The organism is Melittangium boletus DSM 14713, from assembly GCF_002305855.1.
Lineage (GTDB): Bacteria > Myxococcota > Myxococcia > Myxococcales > Myxococcaceae > Cystobacter > Cystobacter boletus.
The window spans coordinates 4,956,558-4,972,461 of sequence record NZ_CP022163.1 but is presented as its reverse complement, the minus strand read 5'-3'; the positions used below and the strand labels follow the sequence as shown (position 1 = coordinate 4,972,461).

11 protein-coding genes and 1 pseudogene are annotated in these 15,904 nt (G+C 68.3%); 10 read left to right on the top strand and 2 right to left on the bottom strand.

Annotation, left to right across the window (positions count from 1 at the left end; genetic code table 11):
• From MEBOL_RS21060 to MEBOL_RS21050, 3 genes and pseudogenes are all read left to right on the top strand, one after another.
• Window positions 1–573, top strand: a complete 573-nt coding sequence (locus MEBOL_RS21060; protein WP_095979124.1) for a hypothetical protein — start codon at window positions 1–3, stop codon at window positions 571–573.
• Between the two features lie 199 nt (window positions 574–772).
• Window positions 773–1,789: pseudogene (locus tag MEBOL_RS43025) on the top strand (hypothetical protein); the annotation flags it as partial.
• A gap of 11 nt (window positions 1,790–1,800) precedes the next feature.
• Entirely contained in the window at window positions 1,801–2,433 is a 633-nt protein-coding gene (locus MEBOL_RS21050) for a hypothetical protein (protein ID WP_095979123.1), read from the top strand.
• Between the two features lie 294 nt (window positions 2,434–2,727).
• Here MEBOL_RS21050 and MEBOL_RS21045 read toward each other — a convergent pair whose 3' ends face one another.
• Window positions 2,728–5,766 carry a helicase-related protein gene (locus MEBOL_RS21045; protein ID WP_095979122.1) on the bottom strand — a complete coding sequence of 1,013 codons (3,039 nt, stop codon included), beginning with the start codon at window positions 5,764–5,766 and terminating at the stop codon, window positions 2,728–2,730.
• 225 nt (window positions 5,767–5,991) lie between these two features.
• Between MEBOL_RS21045 and MEBOL_RS21040 the strand changes: the two genes are divergently transcribed.
• From MEBOL_RS21040 to MEBOL_RS21010, 7 genes are all read left to right on the top strand, one after another.
• Complete coding sequence (locus MEBOL_RS21040) at window positions 5,992–6,246, top strand: hypothetical protein (RefSeq protein WP_095979121.1); 255 nt, start codon at window positions 5,992–5,994, stop codon at window positions 6,244–6,246.
• Window positions 6,247–6,540: 294 nt separating this feature from the next.
• Window positions 6,541–8,331, top strand: a complete 1,791-nt coding sequence (locus MEBOL_RS21035; protein ID WP_425437539.1) for a cytochrome c3 family protein — start codon at window positions 6,541–6,543, stop codon at window positions 8,329–8,331.
• A 34-nt stretch (window positions 8,332–8,365) separates the two neighbouring features.
• Window positions 8,366–9,529: an FIST signal transduction protein gene (locus tag MEBOL_RS21030; RefSeq protein ID WP_095979119.1), complete on the top strand. Its 1,164-nt coding sequence runs from the start codon at window positions 8,366–8,368 to the stop codon at window positions 9,527–9,529.
• Between the two features lie 3 nt (window positions 9,530–9,532).
• Complete coding sequence (locus tag MEBOL_RS21025) at window positions 9,533–12,460, top strand: hybrid sensor histidine kinase/response regulator (protein WP_095979118.1); 2,928 nt, start codon at window positions 9,533–9,535, stop codon at window positions 12,458–12,460.
• Window positions 12,453–12,854, top strand: coding sequence for a response regulator (locus MEBOL_RS21020; protein ID WP_095979117.1), 402 nt, complete (start codon window positions 12,453–12,455; stop codon window positions 12,852–12,854). Before MEBOL_RS21025 ends, MEBOL_RS21020 begins: the two co-directional genes overlap by 8 nt.
• Before the next feature lie 60 nt (window positions 12,855–12,914).
• Window positions 12,915–13,727 (top strand): tryptophan 2,3-dioxygenase family protein, encoded by an 813-nt coding sequence (locus MEBOL_RS21015; protein WP_095979116.1) that lies wholly within the window; start codon window positions 12,915–12,917, stop codon window positions 13,725–13,727.
• Window positions 13,724–14,746, top strand: coding sequence for a methyltransferase (locus MEBOL_RS21010; protein WP_095979115.1), 1,023 nt, complete (start codon window positions 13,724–13,726; stop codon window positions 14,744–14,746). The genes MEBOL_RS21015 and MEBOL_RS21010 overlap by 4 nt, the downstream gene beginning before the upstream one ends.
• 3 nt (window positions 14,747–14,749) lie before the next feature.
• Here MEBOL_RS21010 and MEBOL_RS21005 read toward each other — a convergent pair whose 3' ends face one another.
• Window positions 14,750–15,439 carry a response regulator transcription factor gene (locus MEBOL_RS21005; protein ID WP_095979114.1) on the bottom strand — a complete coding sequence of 230 codons (690 nt, stop codon included), beginning with the start codon at window positions 15,437–15,439 and terminating at the stop codon, window positions 14,750–14,752.
• Window positions 15,440–15,904 lie beyond the last annotated feature (465 nt).

The window sequence follows — 15,904 nt, the reverse complement described above, 5'->3', positions numbered from 1 at the left end:
ATGGCACGTGACAGTGATGACGATCGGGGCGGCGGGGGTTTCTCCGGCAAGCGGACGAAGACCTGGCGGGAACTCGACGCCTCGCGCGGCAAGGGCCGGGGACACACGTCCCGGCAGGATGATCCGGCGCAGCAGCGCATCGAGCGCAGCGCCTCCTACGAGAAGTACAAGGCGGCGGCGGACGCGCTCTTCACGGGCGGGGAGCTGCCCGAGGGCCTCGCCAAGACGTTCGATCCGGAAGGCAAGCGCAAGGCGCAGAAGCAGGCCATGCAGAAGCTGATGGAGTCCGCCGAGGACCCCCGCGCCTGGGCGCAAGGCGTGCTCGACTACCTGGAGAAGTACCCGGAGCTGCCCGAGGACCCGTACTTCCTCGACAGCCTGCTGGGCCATCCGCGCGAGCGCATCACGGACAAGGCGCTCGATAAGCTGGAGGCCATGGAGGCCGAGGGCAAGCTGGTGAAGACCAAGCTGCCCAAGAGCCTGGATCAACGGCTCAAGAGCATGGAGCTGACGCACTCGGATCCGGACACGCAGGAGCGCGCCAAGACGCTGCGCGCGAAGCTACGGGCCTGAGCGGAGCGCACCGTGGATTTCAGCTGACTCGTTAAAATGGGCGACCATGAGCGAGTCAGCCCTGAGATACCCCCGTGAAGCCCTGCGCGAGTGGTGGCGGGAACGAAACGGGGGAGTTCCACCGGAAGAGGACGAACTCCACCCACTGGGCGATCTTGTCGACACCCTTTTCTTCGCCAGCCTGGCAAAGGAAGAGGGCCATCCGGCGCTCGTCCGCAGGGCAATCATTTCCATGGTTGCCTGGACCGTCGCAATGTATTGCATGATGTGGGTGGTACCTGAGCCCACGACAAAGGCCGTGGCGGCCACGCTCACCGTGATTCTGGTGGCGTGGTTGGGGTTGGACACTATGTGGGGACTGATGGACGGCTGGGCCCACATGGCCAATGAAGCGCACCGTGCCACCACCTTCGAGGAACTGCGCGCCGCGGGCGAGGAATTCGGCAAGGTACTGGGAGAAGACGCGGCTCGGGCAATGATTCTCGCGGTGGCTACCCTGACCGGGCGCGCGATGGGAGATGTAGCGGCTCGGGTGAAGTCGCTTCCGGGATATCGCCTGGCGGGGGCCCAGTGGGAAGCCCAGGGAGGAGCCGCACTCCTGGCGCCAGAAATGGCGGCGGAGACAGCGCTGGCGCAAGAGGGAGCCCTGGCCAAAGCGGTCGTGGCGGTGGAAGCAGTGGCAACGTCCCCGCAGGGTCCCATGGCTGTCGTGATGCTCAGGAAAGCACCGGGCGGCGGAGGCGGAAAGGTCCCTGGGAGTCGCGGCGCCACCACCGTCATGCGTCACCGGGGCGGCAACTGGCAGGTAGAACTCCCCAACGGCCAGAGATGGCACCTGCCACGTGGAAAGTCAGTGGCGGACATCCCCGCCAGGGACAAAGTGGGGGATCAGCTCCAAGAAGCTGTCACCCAGGCAGCGAAGGAATGGGGGCCGAACAAACTTTCTAGCGAAGAGGGAGCCGCCATTCAAAAGGCCCTGGAGAAGGGCAAGTACTGGCTGGCTCGATTGTTGGAACGCGAGGCTCGGGGCCGCTACGTGCAACGTACGGTGAAAAAACAATTCGAGGGCATCTACCGATTCAACCTCAACAAAGGCGTCGACGTGATCGACCCGTCCACGGGCACCCAGTACGAAATCCTCTCCGGGACGGAATCCAACATGGCACTGCATGGCAGGCGAATGGCGACCGAATTGTTTCGGATGCTCACCTACTGAGAGGGACAATCATGGGATGGCTCAAGAACGTCATCTACAAGAATCAGGAGATCACGAACGAACGGTTGGAGCTGACTGACAAGAACTCGCTCTACTACCTCAGCACGGGACTGACGCTGCGCAACTGCACCGTTGTCTTGAAGGTCCCCACCGCTCGCCTGATCATCAAGCAGGCCCGATTCATCGACTGCACCTTCGAGGTGAAACAAGAGTTGAAGAACCTTCAGGACTGGATAAGCGCCTCCATCGCGGGTTGCCGGTTCACGGGTCGGATGACTGGGTGTGATTTCGGGCACTGGCCCGAGTATGGGAACGACCTGGAGTATCAATACGGGGCCATTGAAGACTGTGATTTCACGGAGGCCCGTCTCAATACCTGTCGCTTCATGGGTTGTGACCCTCGCACCCTGAAGCTTCCCCGCTGGCCCTGCTTCACCATCCTGGACCCCATCCGCCGAGCACCCGAACTCCGCAGCGCCACGTGGCCGGACCTGTTTGGCCGCGTCATCATCAAGCACCTTCACACCCACCCGCCCCGCACGAACGCCCTCACCCTTCACGCCCCCACGATCGCCAAACAACTCGAGACCACACCCGAGGAACTCAGGCCCATCATCGAGAAATTCGACTGCATGGTGTACTGACTCAGGAAGCACGCGGCGGCCGGAGCTTCGACAATCACGTCCTCAAGGATTCCCTGTACCTGAGCGGAGCGAGCACTCGGCTCCTGGAGACGTTGTTTCCGCCCCCGACCTACACTGCCCCCGACAATGCCGTGTTCGAGCTCTCGGGACTCTTGCAGGTGCCGGTCGCGGCATGGGTGCTCCTCGCGCACGGAAGGATCCTGCGAGGAGAGCGTTCATGACCCAGCGCACGGGAATCCCGCGCTCCCGCGCCACCTCGCGCGGGAGCGTCCCGGACTCCAGCTCTGGCTCTGATCAGCGGTTGATGACGAAACCGCAGGCGGAGTCGAGCACCACCTTGGCGCCCTTGAGCGCGGTGAGCAGCCGCTCATAGTGCGCGTGCTCGGCGTCGAGTTGCGCCTCCACGGCCTTGGCCTCCAGGCCCTGGTGCGTGAGCGACAGCTTCATGCGCGCGAGCGCCCCATCCCGCTCGGCCTCCACGGCCTTGCGCGCGCGCGCCTGCAACTTCGCCATCTCCGCCTCGGCGGCCTTGTGCGCCACCGGCACGCCCGCGTCCACGAAGGCCGCGAAGCCCGGGAAGGCGCGCGCCACCTCGTCGCCCTTGAGCGACTTGCCCTCGGTCTCCAGCGCGGGGAGCACCTTGGTGTCCACCGTCGGACCCGAGGGGCCTTCCACCACCGCCACGTGCACCAGGGTGCGCTCCAGGAAGCGCGCGAGCTGACGGCTCGGCACCCGCGCGCCCGGTGAGGTGTCCTCGGGCTCGGGCAACTGCACGTGGTAGAGCAGTTCCACGCCCCGCGCCTTGAGCGGTCCCCGCCGCTCGATGAAGCGCGCCGCGCTGCGCCCATACGGCCCGTCCCGCAGGAAGCCGAACAGCGCCTCCACGATGGAATGGCCCGTGGCGAAGTACTCCAGCTCCTCGGCCTCCACCGCCGTGTCGCGCCAGAAGGTCCCGAGCACCGTGCGGTCCTCGTTGATGTCGATGCCCGGCAGACCCTCCACCTTGAGCGCATGGCCGAACTGGAAGGCGCACTGGAAGGCGTCCACCTGCTCGTCCGTGTCCACGCCGATGCCCACCCGGCGCGCCAGTTCCGTCACCGCCTCCTCCAGGCGCTCGTCCAGGTCGCGCGCCACGCTCCACAGCCCTTCCTCGAGCGAGGGCGCTTCGTCCTCCTCCTCGTCCTCCACGCCCATGCGCTCCTGGGCCCGCTTCACCAACCGCGCCACGGCCTCCCGGTCGAACGAGCGGATGTCCAGCAACGGGTCATACGCGCGCTTCACCTGAGCCCGCGCGGCCTCCACCTTCGCCTTGAGCTCCGAGGCATACGCCATGCGCGACTCGCGCGGCAGGAGCGCCAGCTCGGTGAGCCGGTCCTCCACCTCCTCGAGCACCGCGTCCAGGCCACCCACCGTCTCGCCGAAGACGCCCACCGCGTCCGCGAGCAGCATCAACACGTCCGCGGCCAGCGTGCCCGCGGGGTCGAAGACATGGATTTCCACCGGGTGGTTCTGCCCGATGCGGTCCAGGCGGCCGATGCGCTGCTCCACCGTGGCCGGGCTCCAGGGCAGGTCGTAGTGCACCAGATGGTGGGCGAACTGGAAGTTGCGGCCCTCGCCGCCAACCTCGGTGCACAGCAGCACCTTGGGGCCTTCCGGATCGCGGAAGCGCGCCACCTGCCGGTCCCGCTCCACCAGGGGGAGGTCTCCATGGTAGGCGAGCGCCTCGGTGCCCTCGCGGCCCAGCTCCGTGCGCAGGGCCTCCAGGGTGTCCCGGCTCTCGGTGAAGACGAGCACCTTGGCCTCCCGCTCGGCGCTCCAGATGCCGCGCAGCACGCCCAGGAAGGCGCTGAACTTCGCGTCGCGCGTGGGCAGCTTGAGCGTCCCGGCCACGCTCGCGAGCGCCTTGTTGCCGCGCAGGGCCTCGCCAAAAGCGGCGGGACTGGACTCCAGGCGGCGCAAGAGGTTGCCCAGGGGCGCGCCGCGCAGGGACGAGGACGCGAGCGCGGCGAGCGCGGCATCCCGCGTCTGGATCTCCTCCGGGGACAACGTCACCGGGTGACGGTGCAGGCGGCGCGTGGAGAAGCCGCCCACCACGGCGCGCCGGTTGCGCACGAGCCGGTCCGACAGGCTGTACGTCTCCGCCAGGTGTTGCAGGAGCGCGTCGCGGTCCTCGAGCTTCGCGAGCACGGGGTCATCCGGGAAGCGCGCGGCCAGGGCCTTCACCGCGCCGCCCGCGTCCTTGCCCTCGAGCAGGCCGCGCACCGCGGTGCTCAGCTCCTCCTGGCGCGCGAGCCGCCGCTCGAAGCCCTCCACCGTGGGCGCGGTGGCCGCGTCGATGAGCGTGAGCAGACCGTGGTACTCGGCGGGGTCGAGCTGCATGGGCGTGGCGGTGAGCAGGAGCAGGCCCCAGCTGTTGCCCGCGAGCCCCTCGGCGGCCGCGAAGGCCTTCTCGCCCTTGAGGTGGTGGGCCTCGTCGATGATGACCAGGTCCCAGAAGGCGTCCTCGTCCGCCACGGCGCGCCGGTGCTCCTCGGTGCGCGCGAGCATCTCCAGGCTCGTCACCACCAGGGGGAAGCGCGCCCACGGAGACACCTGGGGCTGCTCCTTGAGCGACTGCGCGTAGCGATCCGAGTCCATCAGCGTGAAGAGCTGGTTGAACTTGTGGAACAGCTCCACGAGCCACTGCACGGTGAGGTGGCTGGGGGCCACCACCAGCACGCGCCGCGCGAGTCCCGACAGCCGCAGGGCGCTGAACACCATGCCCGCTTCGATCGTCTTGCCCAGGCCCACCTCGTCGGCGAGCACGAACCGGGGCCGGCGCGCGCTGAGCACGCGCTGGACCACGCCCACCTGGTGGGGCTTCACCATCACCCGGCTGGCCAGCAGCGCGCCCAGCGCGTCACAGCGCCGCTCGTCGTCGAGCACCAGCGCCTGCTTGCGCAGCGTGAAGGCGCGCGCCTCGCCCACCCGGCCCTCGCGCAGCGTGGAGAGCACGTCCGAGCGCGGGGCGAGCGCGTGCACCTCGGACTCGGGCAGCTCGTCCTCCTCGCCCGTGTCGGCGTAGCGGATGACATAGCGGCGCAGGCCCCGTCCGCCCTCTTCCTCGCCCAGCACGGTGGCACGCCGGCCCCGGGCCGTCCGCACGGGCTCTCCCTTGGACAGGGCGTACGGGGCAAGGGCGCCGCCCTTCGTGGACACCAGCACCGGTTCGCCCTCGCGGGCGGGGAAGAGGACGAGCGCCTTGGCGCCCTCGTCCTGCAGCTCGAGCAGATGCCCCACGCCCCACTCGGGCTGGGGGAGGTAGCGGACCTTGTTGCCTGGAACGAAAGACATTGTGGGAAACAGACCCTCTCGTCTGAAAAGGGGTTGGCTCATAACCGCTGTTGGCCCACGAGGCCACTCCTTGCCGGGCACTGAACCCAACCCCGAACGGAGGCCGCTGTCCTCGATCGGACAGCAACCCGCCCCACGAGGGTGATTTCCTGGTCGCCTGCCCACAGGCATGGTGAAGCACTCCTCGGCTCCGAGGGCGGGGAGCACCACGAGGAGACACCCTCCATGGCGTCATCTCAGTCGAAGACCCTGCTCGGCACGGTGATGGTCCTGCTCGGGCTCCTCGCGTGGGGAGCGGCCCCTTGGGGGGTGACAAGCGGCCTGTTGCTGACCCTCGGGTACGCCCTGGGTTGGGTCTCGCGCTCCAGATCTCCCGCGAAGACCGCCCCGGCCCTCATGCCCCTGGACATGTCCCAGCTCACCACTGAACAACTCTTCCAGGAGCTGGAGCGGCAGAACCGCGCCTCCCTCCAGCGGTAAATGGGAACACCGCGGCGCGTCATCCCCCGCCGAGTTCACTTCTGTTGAAAAGTGTTCTTATAGGCGGCACGGATAATTCCCACGAAAGTTGAAATCCGAGAAGAGTTCCCCTCTAATCCGTTCTGCATGAGAAAACGGTGCTCCCCCAAGTTCTGGGGAAGTGTCGACTCCCATGCGACGCCAACCTGGGTGGTAGGGGCGACGGTTGGCGCGACAACCCGGGTCTGGACGGGCCATGCCCCGCCGGGCCCCAACGGAAAGAGGTCCGCCATGCGCGGTGAGGGAGCACTCTGCGTGCGATCGCGGGGGTTTGTCCGATGGCGGGCGGCCTGTGTCGCGGCGCTGGTGTCTTGGGCCGGTGGGTACGGCGCCCAGGCCGTGGCCGCCCCCGTGGTGCCCCAGGCACAGACGCAGCCCGAGCCCCAGGTCTTGGAGGGCTCGGAAAGCGAGCGCGGCGGTTCGGCCAACGCCGTGGCGCTGGCGCTCGAGGTGGAGAACGGCGAGGGCGTGCTCCTCAAGGTGAAGACGGGGCAGCCCTTCTTCATCAACCAGATCGATCTGCGCGCCGCGGTGACCGGGGTCACCCAGGACGAGGGCGTGAGCGGACTGCGCCGGCAGGGAGACTTCGCGGCGCTCAACTGGCAGGGCATCAAGCAGGTGGATCAAGAGCCCGTGCCGCTCGCCAACGGCGATGGCACCTTCACCCGCCGCCGCTTCTACCGGGAAGCGAAGTGGATGGACGACACCAGCATCATCACGGTGTGGCCCATGGACGCGCGCAACCGCCTCACCGGCCAGCCCATCGTGCTGAACATCGGCCGGAATGATCAGCGCCGCCCCAGCGACGACTTCTTCATCCGCCGCCTGCGCGCCATCCAGACCACGCATGACTGCCGCACGCTCACCGACTGCACCGGCGCGCGCAACTTCACCGAGGAGGCGCTCGTCGAGCTGCGCAACGCGCGCACGGGCGCCACGCCCTTCACGCTCTCGCGCGACACCACCCAGCTCAAGCTCTACTGGTCCGCGCGCCCCGGCCTGCCCTACACCATTCCCGTGGTGCAGGTGGACAAGCCCACCTATGGCTATGGCGTCTCCGTGGACATCAAGGCGCTGACCCCGCCGCGCTTCAACGGCACGTATGCCGCTGGCAGCCAGATCACCTTCCAACTCACGCTCAAGGACGGCAACGGCAAGCGGCTGCATCCGGTGGGCAGCCTGCCCACGTACAACGAGGTCATCTTCGGCACCAACGAGCCGGGCATCCAGTACTACCGGGCCTTCTTCGACGCGACGACCACGTACTACCGCCGCAAGCACCGCGAGCGCATGATGATGACGCAGCTCATCGGGCCCGCGCAGAAGATCCAACCGGTGCGCAGCATCGTGGAGCTGGAGGAGTTCCTCGGCCCCCAGGACGTCCAGACGGTGGCCACGCTGGATCGCGACGGCGTGTATTCGCAATTCCAGACCTTCCCGCCCGCGAACGATCTGTTCGGCGGCGCCTTCGATCCCACGCACGCCGGCTGGGCCGCGCCCGTCAGCGACACGTGGACGTACACGCTGCCCGCCAACGCCACGCCCGGCAGCTACCTGGTGACGGTGAAGGGCCGCCGCGTCTACCTGGGCGAGGACATCCCCTACAGCCGCACCATCACCCTCCAGGTGGACACGCCCAAGCCCACCCAGGCCACGCTCACCACGGGCCCCTGCACCAGCTGCCACAGCGAGGGCGGAGAGCTCGCCAGGCTGCTGCACGCCAGCGACAACCGCGCCGCGTGCGCCGGGTGCCACGCGCCCCTCGGCTTCGAGCTGGAGGGCCCCATCTTCGTGCGCACCCACTTCATCCACGGGCGCTCGGACCGCTTCGACGCGCCCAAGCAGCAGTGCAACAGCTGCCACCTGACGGCCGAGAGCATCCAGCGCACGAGCAAGGCCGCGTGCCTCTCGTGCCACAAGAGCTACCCGGACTCGCACGTGAAACAGTTCGGCCCCATCGAAAGCATGTACGTGGGCGGCGGCCGCGAGTCCTTCCAGCAGTGCACGGGCAGCTGTCACAAAACGCACCCGGGCAGTAGGCTCTGAGCCCTCGGAACACGACTCCAGGAGGTCCCCCGCCTTGGCTCGAGTGAAGATGCAGACGGCGCGCACCACGCAGCTGGAACCGGTCGCCGCGGCCGAGGATCTGCTCCGGCAGCTGGAGGGGAACGAGGAGCCCAGGCTGGTGACCTTGTTCGCCTCCCGGGATCGGGATCAGCTCGCGCTCAACCGGGCCCTGCGCGAGCGGTTGCCCAAGAGCACGCGCCTGGTGGGCGCCACCACGGCGGGTGAGCTCGACAACCGCGGCATCCACGCGGGCAGCGTCGTGCTGGGCGCGCTCTTCGGGGACTTCGAGGTGGGCCTGGGCCTGGGCACCGGCCTGTCCGCGGATGCCGTGAGCGCGGGGGCCACCGCCATGAAGCGCGCCGCCCAGGAGCTGGGCGTGCGCCAGTCGGACCTGGATGCCCGTCAGTACGTGGGCTTGGTCATCGACGATGGCTTCCGCTACAAGAAGGAGGAGCTGCTGCTCGGCATCCTCGAGAAGAACCAGGCGCTGATGCTCGTGGGCGGCGGGGCCGCGGACGCGCAGCAGGACCCCGAGCGGCAGTCCGCCCAGCTGCATGTGGACGGGGAAGTGACCACCGACAGCGTGCTCGTCGCCCTCTTCAAGACGAACGCGCCCTGGGGCGCGCTGCGCTCGCACTGGTACCAGCCCCTGGGGGAGCGCCTCACCATCACCCGCGTGGATGACAGCGCCACGCGGGCCCTGGAAATCGATGGCAAGCCAGCGGCCCAGCGCTATGCCGACATGCTCGGTGTGGCGGTGGACGACCTGGAATTCGGCAAGCCCCGGGGCTTCGCCGCCCACCCCACCGCCCTCAAGGTGGGCCGCGAGTACTTCATCCGCGCCCCCTGGAAGGTCCTGCCCGACGGCTCCATCCTCTTCGCCAACCTCATCGAGGAGGGCAGCGAGCTGGAGTTGATGAAGGCCGGCGACCTGGCGGGCATGACCCGCGCCTTCTTCCAGGAGGAATTGCCCCGCCGCGTCCCCAATCCCCAGGCCGCCCTGTTGTTTCATTGCAGTGGGCGCATGTGGTACGCGCACGCCACCGGGACGGTCCCCTCCCTCGCCGACACCTTGCGCCACGCGCCCACAGCGGTTGGAATGAATGTGCACTTCGAGGTCTACTCGGGGTTCCACATCAACACGACGCTGACGGTTCTAGCGTTCGGGGAAAAGTGACGGATGAGCACTCCGGCGAGTGCGGTGTCGGACCAGGAGACCCCCCGGTTGCTCCTGGTGGCGGGCGAGCCCGAGGGCGAGCGCGTCTTGGACGTCTTGAAGCGCGCGGGCGTGCGGGTCCACGCCGAGCGGGTGTCCACCCCCGAGGAGTTCCAGGCGGCGCTCGGCCGGCCCTGGGAGCTGGCCGTGTGCGCCCCGGGAGTGCCCGGCCTGGGCTTCCGCGAGGTGGCGCCCCCGTGGCGCGCGCACCATCCCCTGGAGCCCTTCGTCGTCGTGGCGGCGCAGTGGGATGAAACGGAGATGGCCGCGGCCATGGAGGCCGAGGCGGGCAGCTTCCTGGACATGGATCGCCTGGCGCTGCTGGGGGCGGTGGTGCGGCGCGAACTCAAGCGCGCCACCGAGCGGCACCAGCATCAGCTGGCGGAGCGGCAGCAGGCCCACTCCAGATGGCTCCTGGAGCGCATCGTCGACAGCCTGCCCTTCGTGCTCTTCGTGAAGGACGCCGAGGAGCGCCGCCTGTGCGTGGCCAACAAGACCTTCGCCGATGCCTTCGGCGTGACGAAGGAATGGCTGCTCGGCAAGCTGGACCACGACTACTTCCCCCAGGAACAAGCGGACTCCTTCGTCGCCATCGACACGGAGATCCTGGAGACGGGCAAGCTCAAGACCTTCGAGGAGCTGGCGCGCACGGGCGGCGTGGACCGCGTCTACGCCACGCGCAAGCTGCCGCTGCTGGATGACAGCGGACGGGCGCGCTACGTGCTCGGCATCACCGAGGACATCACCGAGCGCAAGGCCGCCGAGGAGACCCTGCGCCGCTCCAAGGCGGAGCTGGAGGCGGCCAACCAGCGCCTCGCGGACAACCTGGAGGAGCTCAAGAAGAGCCGCGCCGTGTCCGCGCGCACGCTCGCCAGCTACCAGCAGCGCGCGCTGCAGATGGAGCTCATCCGTCAGCAGAACGAGGACCTGGACCGGCTGGCCACGGAGCTCGCCAGCGCCAAGCGCAACGAGGAGGAGCGCGCGCGCGAGGCCGAGGCCGCCTTCCGGCTGCGCAGCGAGTTCCTGGCCAACTTCAGCCATGAAATCCGCACGCCCCTCAACGGCATCATCGGCTACTGCGATCTGCTCATGCGCGAGGAGGGCAGCCGGCTCACCGCCCACGGCCGGCGCGACCTCAACGTGGTGAAGAAGAACGCGCAGACGCTGCTCGCGCTCATCAACGACATCCTCGACCTGTCCAAGATCGAAGCGGGCCGCCTGGAAGTCGTGGTGGAGCGGGTGGACATGGCGGAGCTGGCCGAGGACTGCACCGCCACGGTGAAGGAATACCTCAAGGGCAAGGACGTGGAGCTGCGCGCGGACATCGACGAGCGCGTGGCCCACGTGCGCACGGACGCGCTCAAGCTGCGGCAGATCCTGCTCAACCTCTTGAGCAACGCGGCCAAGTTCACCGAGTCCGGCGAGGTGTCGCTCACCGCGCGGGCCGAGGGCAACGAGGCCGTCTTCATCGTCGAGGACACGGGCATCGGCATCCCCCCGGACCAGCTGCCCTTCATCTTCGAGAAGTTCCGCCAGGTGGACGGCTCCACCACGCGCAAGGTGGGCGGCACGGGACTGGGGCTCGCCATCGTGCGCGAGCTGAGCAAGGTGCTCGGCGGCGGCGTGGAAGTGCAGAGCACCCTCGGCCGGGGCACCACGTTCACGGTGCGGCTCGCGGGCGTGCTGGAAGGCGACACCCTGGGCGCCTCGCGCGAGCTGGACAAGCCCGTGGCCCCCGAGGACGTGGGCGCCGCGCTCGCCCCCCTCGCGCGCGGCGGCACCGTGCTCGTGGTGGATGACGACGTGCTCGTGCAGCAGCTCATCGCCGGGCAGTTGGAGCCCTCGGGCTTCATCGTGGTGACGGCCTCGGACGGGCTGGATGCCCTGCGCAAGGCGCGGGAGCTGCGCCCCCAGGCCATCGTCCTGGACATCCACCTGCCCCGCATGGACGGCTGGAGCGTGCTGTCCACGCTCAAGAGCGAGCCGGACCTCGCGCGCATCCCCGTCATCATCATCTCCGTGGAGGAGCAGCGCGCGCGGGGCTTCTCGCTCGGCGCGTGCGAGTACCTGATCAAGCCCGTGGAGCCCAACCACCTGGTGGACGTGGTGCGCCGCAGCATCGGCACCGCCGCGGGCGCGGGCGAGGTGCTGGTGGTGGACGATGATGCCTCCACGCGCGAGCTCGTCAGCCGCTCGCTGCGCCGCGCGGGCTTCTCCACCCACGAGGCCCACAACGGCGAGGACGCCCTGCTCAAGGCCCGCGTGTCCCCGCCCACGCTCGTGGTGCTGGACCTGATGATGCCCAACCTGGATGGCTTCGAGGTCATCCGCCGCATGCGGGCCGACAAGATCCAGACGCCCGTGGTGGTGCTCACCGGCAAATCCCTCTCCGCCGAGGAGGAGGCCGTCCTGCGCGATGGCTTCGCCGGCTTCGTGCAGAAGGGCGGCCACGCGCTCGAGGAAGTCATCGGCCAGGCCAAGGGCCTGCTGATCCAACAGAACGCGCAGCGCACCAGCCGCCTGCCCCGCATCCTCTACGTGGAGGACAACCCGCAGAACCGCGACATCGTGCGCCGCTACCTCGGCGGACTCTTCGAGGTGCTGGAGGCCGATGACGGAGAGCTCGGCGTGGAGCGGGCCACGAAGGAAGCGCCGGATCTCATCCTGATGGACCTGTCCCTGCCACGCGTGGATGGCTGGGAGGCCACCCGGCGCCTGCGCCAGGTGCCCGCCGTGGCCAACACCCCCGTCATCGCCGTCACCGCCCACGCGGGACGCGAATACCAGGAGAAGGCCTCGGCCGCTGGTTGCGACGCCTACCTCACCAAACCCTTGGATCGTGAATTGTTGCTCGAGACCATCCGTAAACACCTGGGAAAGACACATGGCTGAGCCAGCCTTCCCAGGCAGAACGCGAGTCCTGGTGGTGGACGATGATCCGGATCAACTGGAACTCGTCCGGCGGACCCTGACTCCCCACTTCGACGTGAAGACCCACGACTCCGCGCTGGGCGTGTCCAACCTCGTGCGGCAGAACGAGCCGGATCTGGTGCTGCTCGACGTGAACTTCCCCGCCCTCAAGGGCGATCAAGTGCTGGGTCTCGCGCGCCGGCATGCCCCACGAGGCACCCAGTTCATCCTCTACTCCGCAACGGATGAGGCCCGGCTGCGTTCACTGGCTTTGGCCTCGGGCGCCGATGGTTACCTTTCCAAGAGCGTTCAGGGAGCGGAGCTCGTGCGCAAGCTCACCGCCTTTCGCAGTCAAGGCCGCGTTACCCCGACCTGACAAGGCACGTCCTCCGCGAAGGGCACCTGTCCCGCTCGCCCTTCAACAAGGAGGAAACCCATGGAGAACATCCCCGAGGTGAGTCATGCCGAATTGCTGCGCCGTCAGCTGCAAGGGCCCTGGCACAACGCGATGCTGGACAAGTGGGTAGGCCGGGGCGAACTGGACTACGAGAAATACGTGCGCACCCAGCAGTTGCTCGCGCTGCAGACGCCGCCCGAGCAATGCGTGACGCCCGATGAGCTGATGTTCCAGGTGGTGCATCAATCCCAGGAGCTGTGGCTCAAGCTGCTCGCCCACGAGTCGGTGGAGTGCGTCGCGGAGCTGGACCAGGACCAGCTGTGGGAAGTCTCGGCCCGGCTCGAGCGCATGAACCGGGTGGCACGCACCCTCGCCTCCCAGCTCGGTGTCCTCGAAACGCTCACCCCGGACGCCTATCAGATCATCCGCCGCGCTCTCGGCAACGGCAGTGGCCAGGAATCTCCGGGCTACAACGCGGTGGGGCTCACCGCGCAGGGACTGGAGGAAGCCCTGGCGCGGCTGTTGTGGCGCCGGGGCGTGGAGCTGGCCACCCTCTATACCCGCCCGGGCCTCGCGGACCTCAAGCGCATGTGCGAACAACTCCTCGACTATGACGAGTCGTTCCAGCTCTGGCTGTACACCCACTTCCAGCTCGTGCGCCGCACCATTGGCGTGGACTCCACGGTGAAGGCGCTGGATGGACTGCCCACGCGGGTGCTCACCGGGCGGATGATGAAGCCCCTCTTTCCCGCGCTGTGGCGGGTGCGGGTGGAGATGACCGCCACCTGGCGGCGCGAGGGCGGTCATGCGCCGGGCGCCCCCCGGGGCTCGACGGGCTCGGACGTCCCATGAGCACGCCCTCGGCGGATCCCCGCGCCCTGCTGCACCTGCTCTTCAACGGCGCGCGCGCGGTGGACGTGGTGGAAACGGCCCTGCGGCTGGGACTCCTGGACGCCCTGGAGCCGGGGCCCGCCTCGCTGAGCGCGCTGGCATCGGCGCATGGCTTCGTGCCCGCGCGCCTCCACAAGTTCCTCGACTGCCTGGAGAGTCTGGGACTCGTGCGGCGCGAGCCGCCCGCCGCCGGGGAAGGAGAAGCCCAGTACACGGCGGTGCCAGGTCTGCGCGCGGCGGCCGCCGCCGTGCTGGGCCCCCATTCGCAGGAACGGAATCGGGAGACGTATGCCTGGCGTGCGCTGCATGGCCACCTCCCCGAGGTGCTGCGAGGCGAGCGGAGCATCCCCACCGAGGCCTTCGACTGGCCCCCGCGCACCCCCGCGCAGGTGGCCGGCTTCGAGGCCAGCATGGCGGCGGGGCTCGGTCCCATCCGGGAGACCTTCCTGCTCCATGCGCCCCGGTTGCTGCCCCAGGGCACCCGCCTGCTCGACGTGGGGGGTGGAGACGGCTCGCTCGGCGCCCATCTGTTGGAGGCGATGCCCGGCCTCCGCGTGGACGTCTACAACCTGCCCACCTGCGAGCCCCTGGTGGCCCGCACCCGGAGCGAGCGGCGGTTGGAGGGCCGGTTGGGCTTCGTGGCGGGCGACTTCCTGCGCGAGTCCCTGCCGCGTGGCTACGACGCCCTCTCCTTCGTCCGGGTCCTGCACGACTGGCCCGAGGACATCGCGCGGGCCCTGCTGCGCGCCGCCCTCGACGCCCTGCCCCCAGGAGGCCTTGTCCTCATCTGCGAGGAGTTCCGGACTCCCGGACGGCTCGCCGCCCAGTTCTTCTGGTCCTACTTCCTCATGGGCGTGGACACCTGCGCGAGCGCCCTGCGCGAGCTGGCCTTCTACACGCGGGAACTCGAGGCACTGGGCTTTCGCGACGTGTGCGTATGGCCCGGCTCCCTCGAGCTCGTCACCGCGCGCAAACCGTGAGCGCTATCCTCCTGCCTGGGGATGGGGTGCATCGGTCTCGGGAAGGATCCGGTTGGACTGGTACATCACCATGGCCATCTCCACGCGGTTCTGCACTTCCAGCTTCCGGTAGAGGTTGGAGACATGCGCCTTCACCGTGCGCTCCGTGATGCCCAGACGCGCGGAAATCTGGAGGTTGTCCGCGCCACTGGCCACCATGGTCAACACCTCGCGCTCGCGCTGGGTGAGCCGCTCCAGGGGCGAGGCGTATTCCGCCGACGTCGGCCGCCCCGGAGACACCAGCTCCGGAGGAACCAACCACTCGCCACGGGAGATCTGCTCGACGGCGGAGATCAACCGGGCACTGCTCACGTTGAGCTTGCACAGATAGCCCACGGATCCCGCCTGGAAGCACCGCTCCAACACCGCGACCTCCCGGTGGGCCGACAGCACGAGCGCGCGGGTGTTCGGAGAGCGCTCACGCAGGATTTCCACCAGGCGCAAGCCATTGTCCACGGCCCAGGAATCCGGTCGTTCGAGCCTCAGGTCCACCACCACCACATCCAGGGACTCCGTCCCCAGTTGCGCCAACACCTCCTCCACGTTCGCTCCCGCGGCGACCACCTGCATCCCCGCGCCCTCGAAGAGCGCCACCAGACTCTCCCGGAAGACCTGCTGGTCTTCTAAAATACCTAACCGGATTCGTTCCCCCATGTGCGACTCCTTGCTGGTACTAAGTTCAAAATCCCCCCCGCGAACGATCGACGCGAACCTCGGCATCCTCCTCTTCGTCGTGTCTGTCCTTGGGAACCATGGCCTTGTTGTCTCGAGCGCAGACACCTGCCAGGATGAGTCATCATCCAGACGAACCTCCCCGAGGAGCTTCGCAACCCATCCATGTTTGTCCATTCGCCCCCGGACGGAAACTGTCCGGAAGAACGAGAGCGGCACCCGCTGCCCTCGGCTCCCCTCGAAGCCACACGCAAGAAGCAGTCCACCGACGCGGGCCCGGCTTTCGTGGCGTCCCGCCCGTCCGCCCGCTCGTTCCCCCTCTTCCTGGCTTTGCGCACCAGGCTGGGTTCACTCTCCGAAGTTCTGACGGGGTTTGCTCGCCTGGCGGGTTTGCGGGCGTTGGATTTATGGCCTCCGGCACCTGTTCCAAGGGGGTAGGACTCCCGC

What these genes read in the sequence shown, in the direction of transcription:
- MEBOL_RS21060 (WP_095979124.1), top strand. Translation starts at nt 1, where the DNA reads ATGGCACGTGACAGTGATGACGATCGGGGCGGCGGGGGTTTCTCCGGC.
- MEBOL_RS21050 (WP_095979123.1), top strand. Translation starts at nt 1,801, where the DNA reads ATGGGATGGCTCAAGAACGTCATCTACAAGAATCAGGAGATCACGAAC.
- MEBOL_RS21045 (WP_095979122.1), bottom strand. Translation starts at nt 5,766, where the DNA reads ATGTCTTTCGTTCCAGGCAACAAGGTCCGCTACCTCCCCCAGCCCGAG.
- MEBOL_RS21040 (WP_095979121.1), top strand. Translation starts at nt 5,992, where the DNA reads ATGGCGTCATCTCAGTCGAAGACCCTGCTCGGCACGGTGATGGTCCTG.
- MEBOL_RS21025 (WP_095979118.1), top strand. Translation starts at nt 9,533, where the DNA reads ATGAGCACTCCGGCGAGTGCGGTGTCGGACCAGGAGACCCCCCGGTTG.
- MEBOL_RS21020 (WP_095979117.1), top strand. Translation starts at nt 12,453, where the DNA reads ATGGCTGAGCCAGCCTTCCCAGGCAGAACGCGAGTCCTGGTGGTGGAC.
- MEBOL_RS21015 (WP_095979116.1), top strand. Translation starts at nt 12,915, where the DNA reads ATGGAGAACATCCCCGAGGTGAGTCATGCCGAATTGCTGCGCCGTCAG.
- MEBOL_RS21010 (WP_095979115.1), top strand. Translation starts at nt 13,724, where the DNA reads ATGAGCACGCCCTCGGCGGATCCCCGCGCCCTGCTGCACCTGCTCTTC.
- MEBOL_RS21005 (WP_095979114.1), bottom strand. Translation starts at nt 15,439, where the DNA reads ATGGGGGAACGAATCCGGTTAGGTATTTTAGAAGACCAGCAGGTCTTC.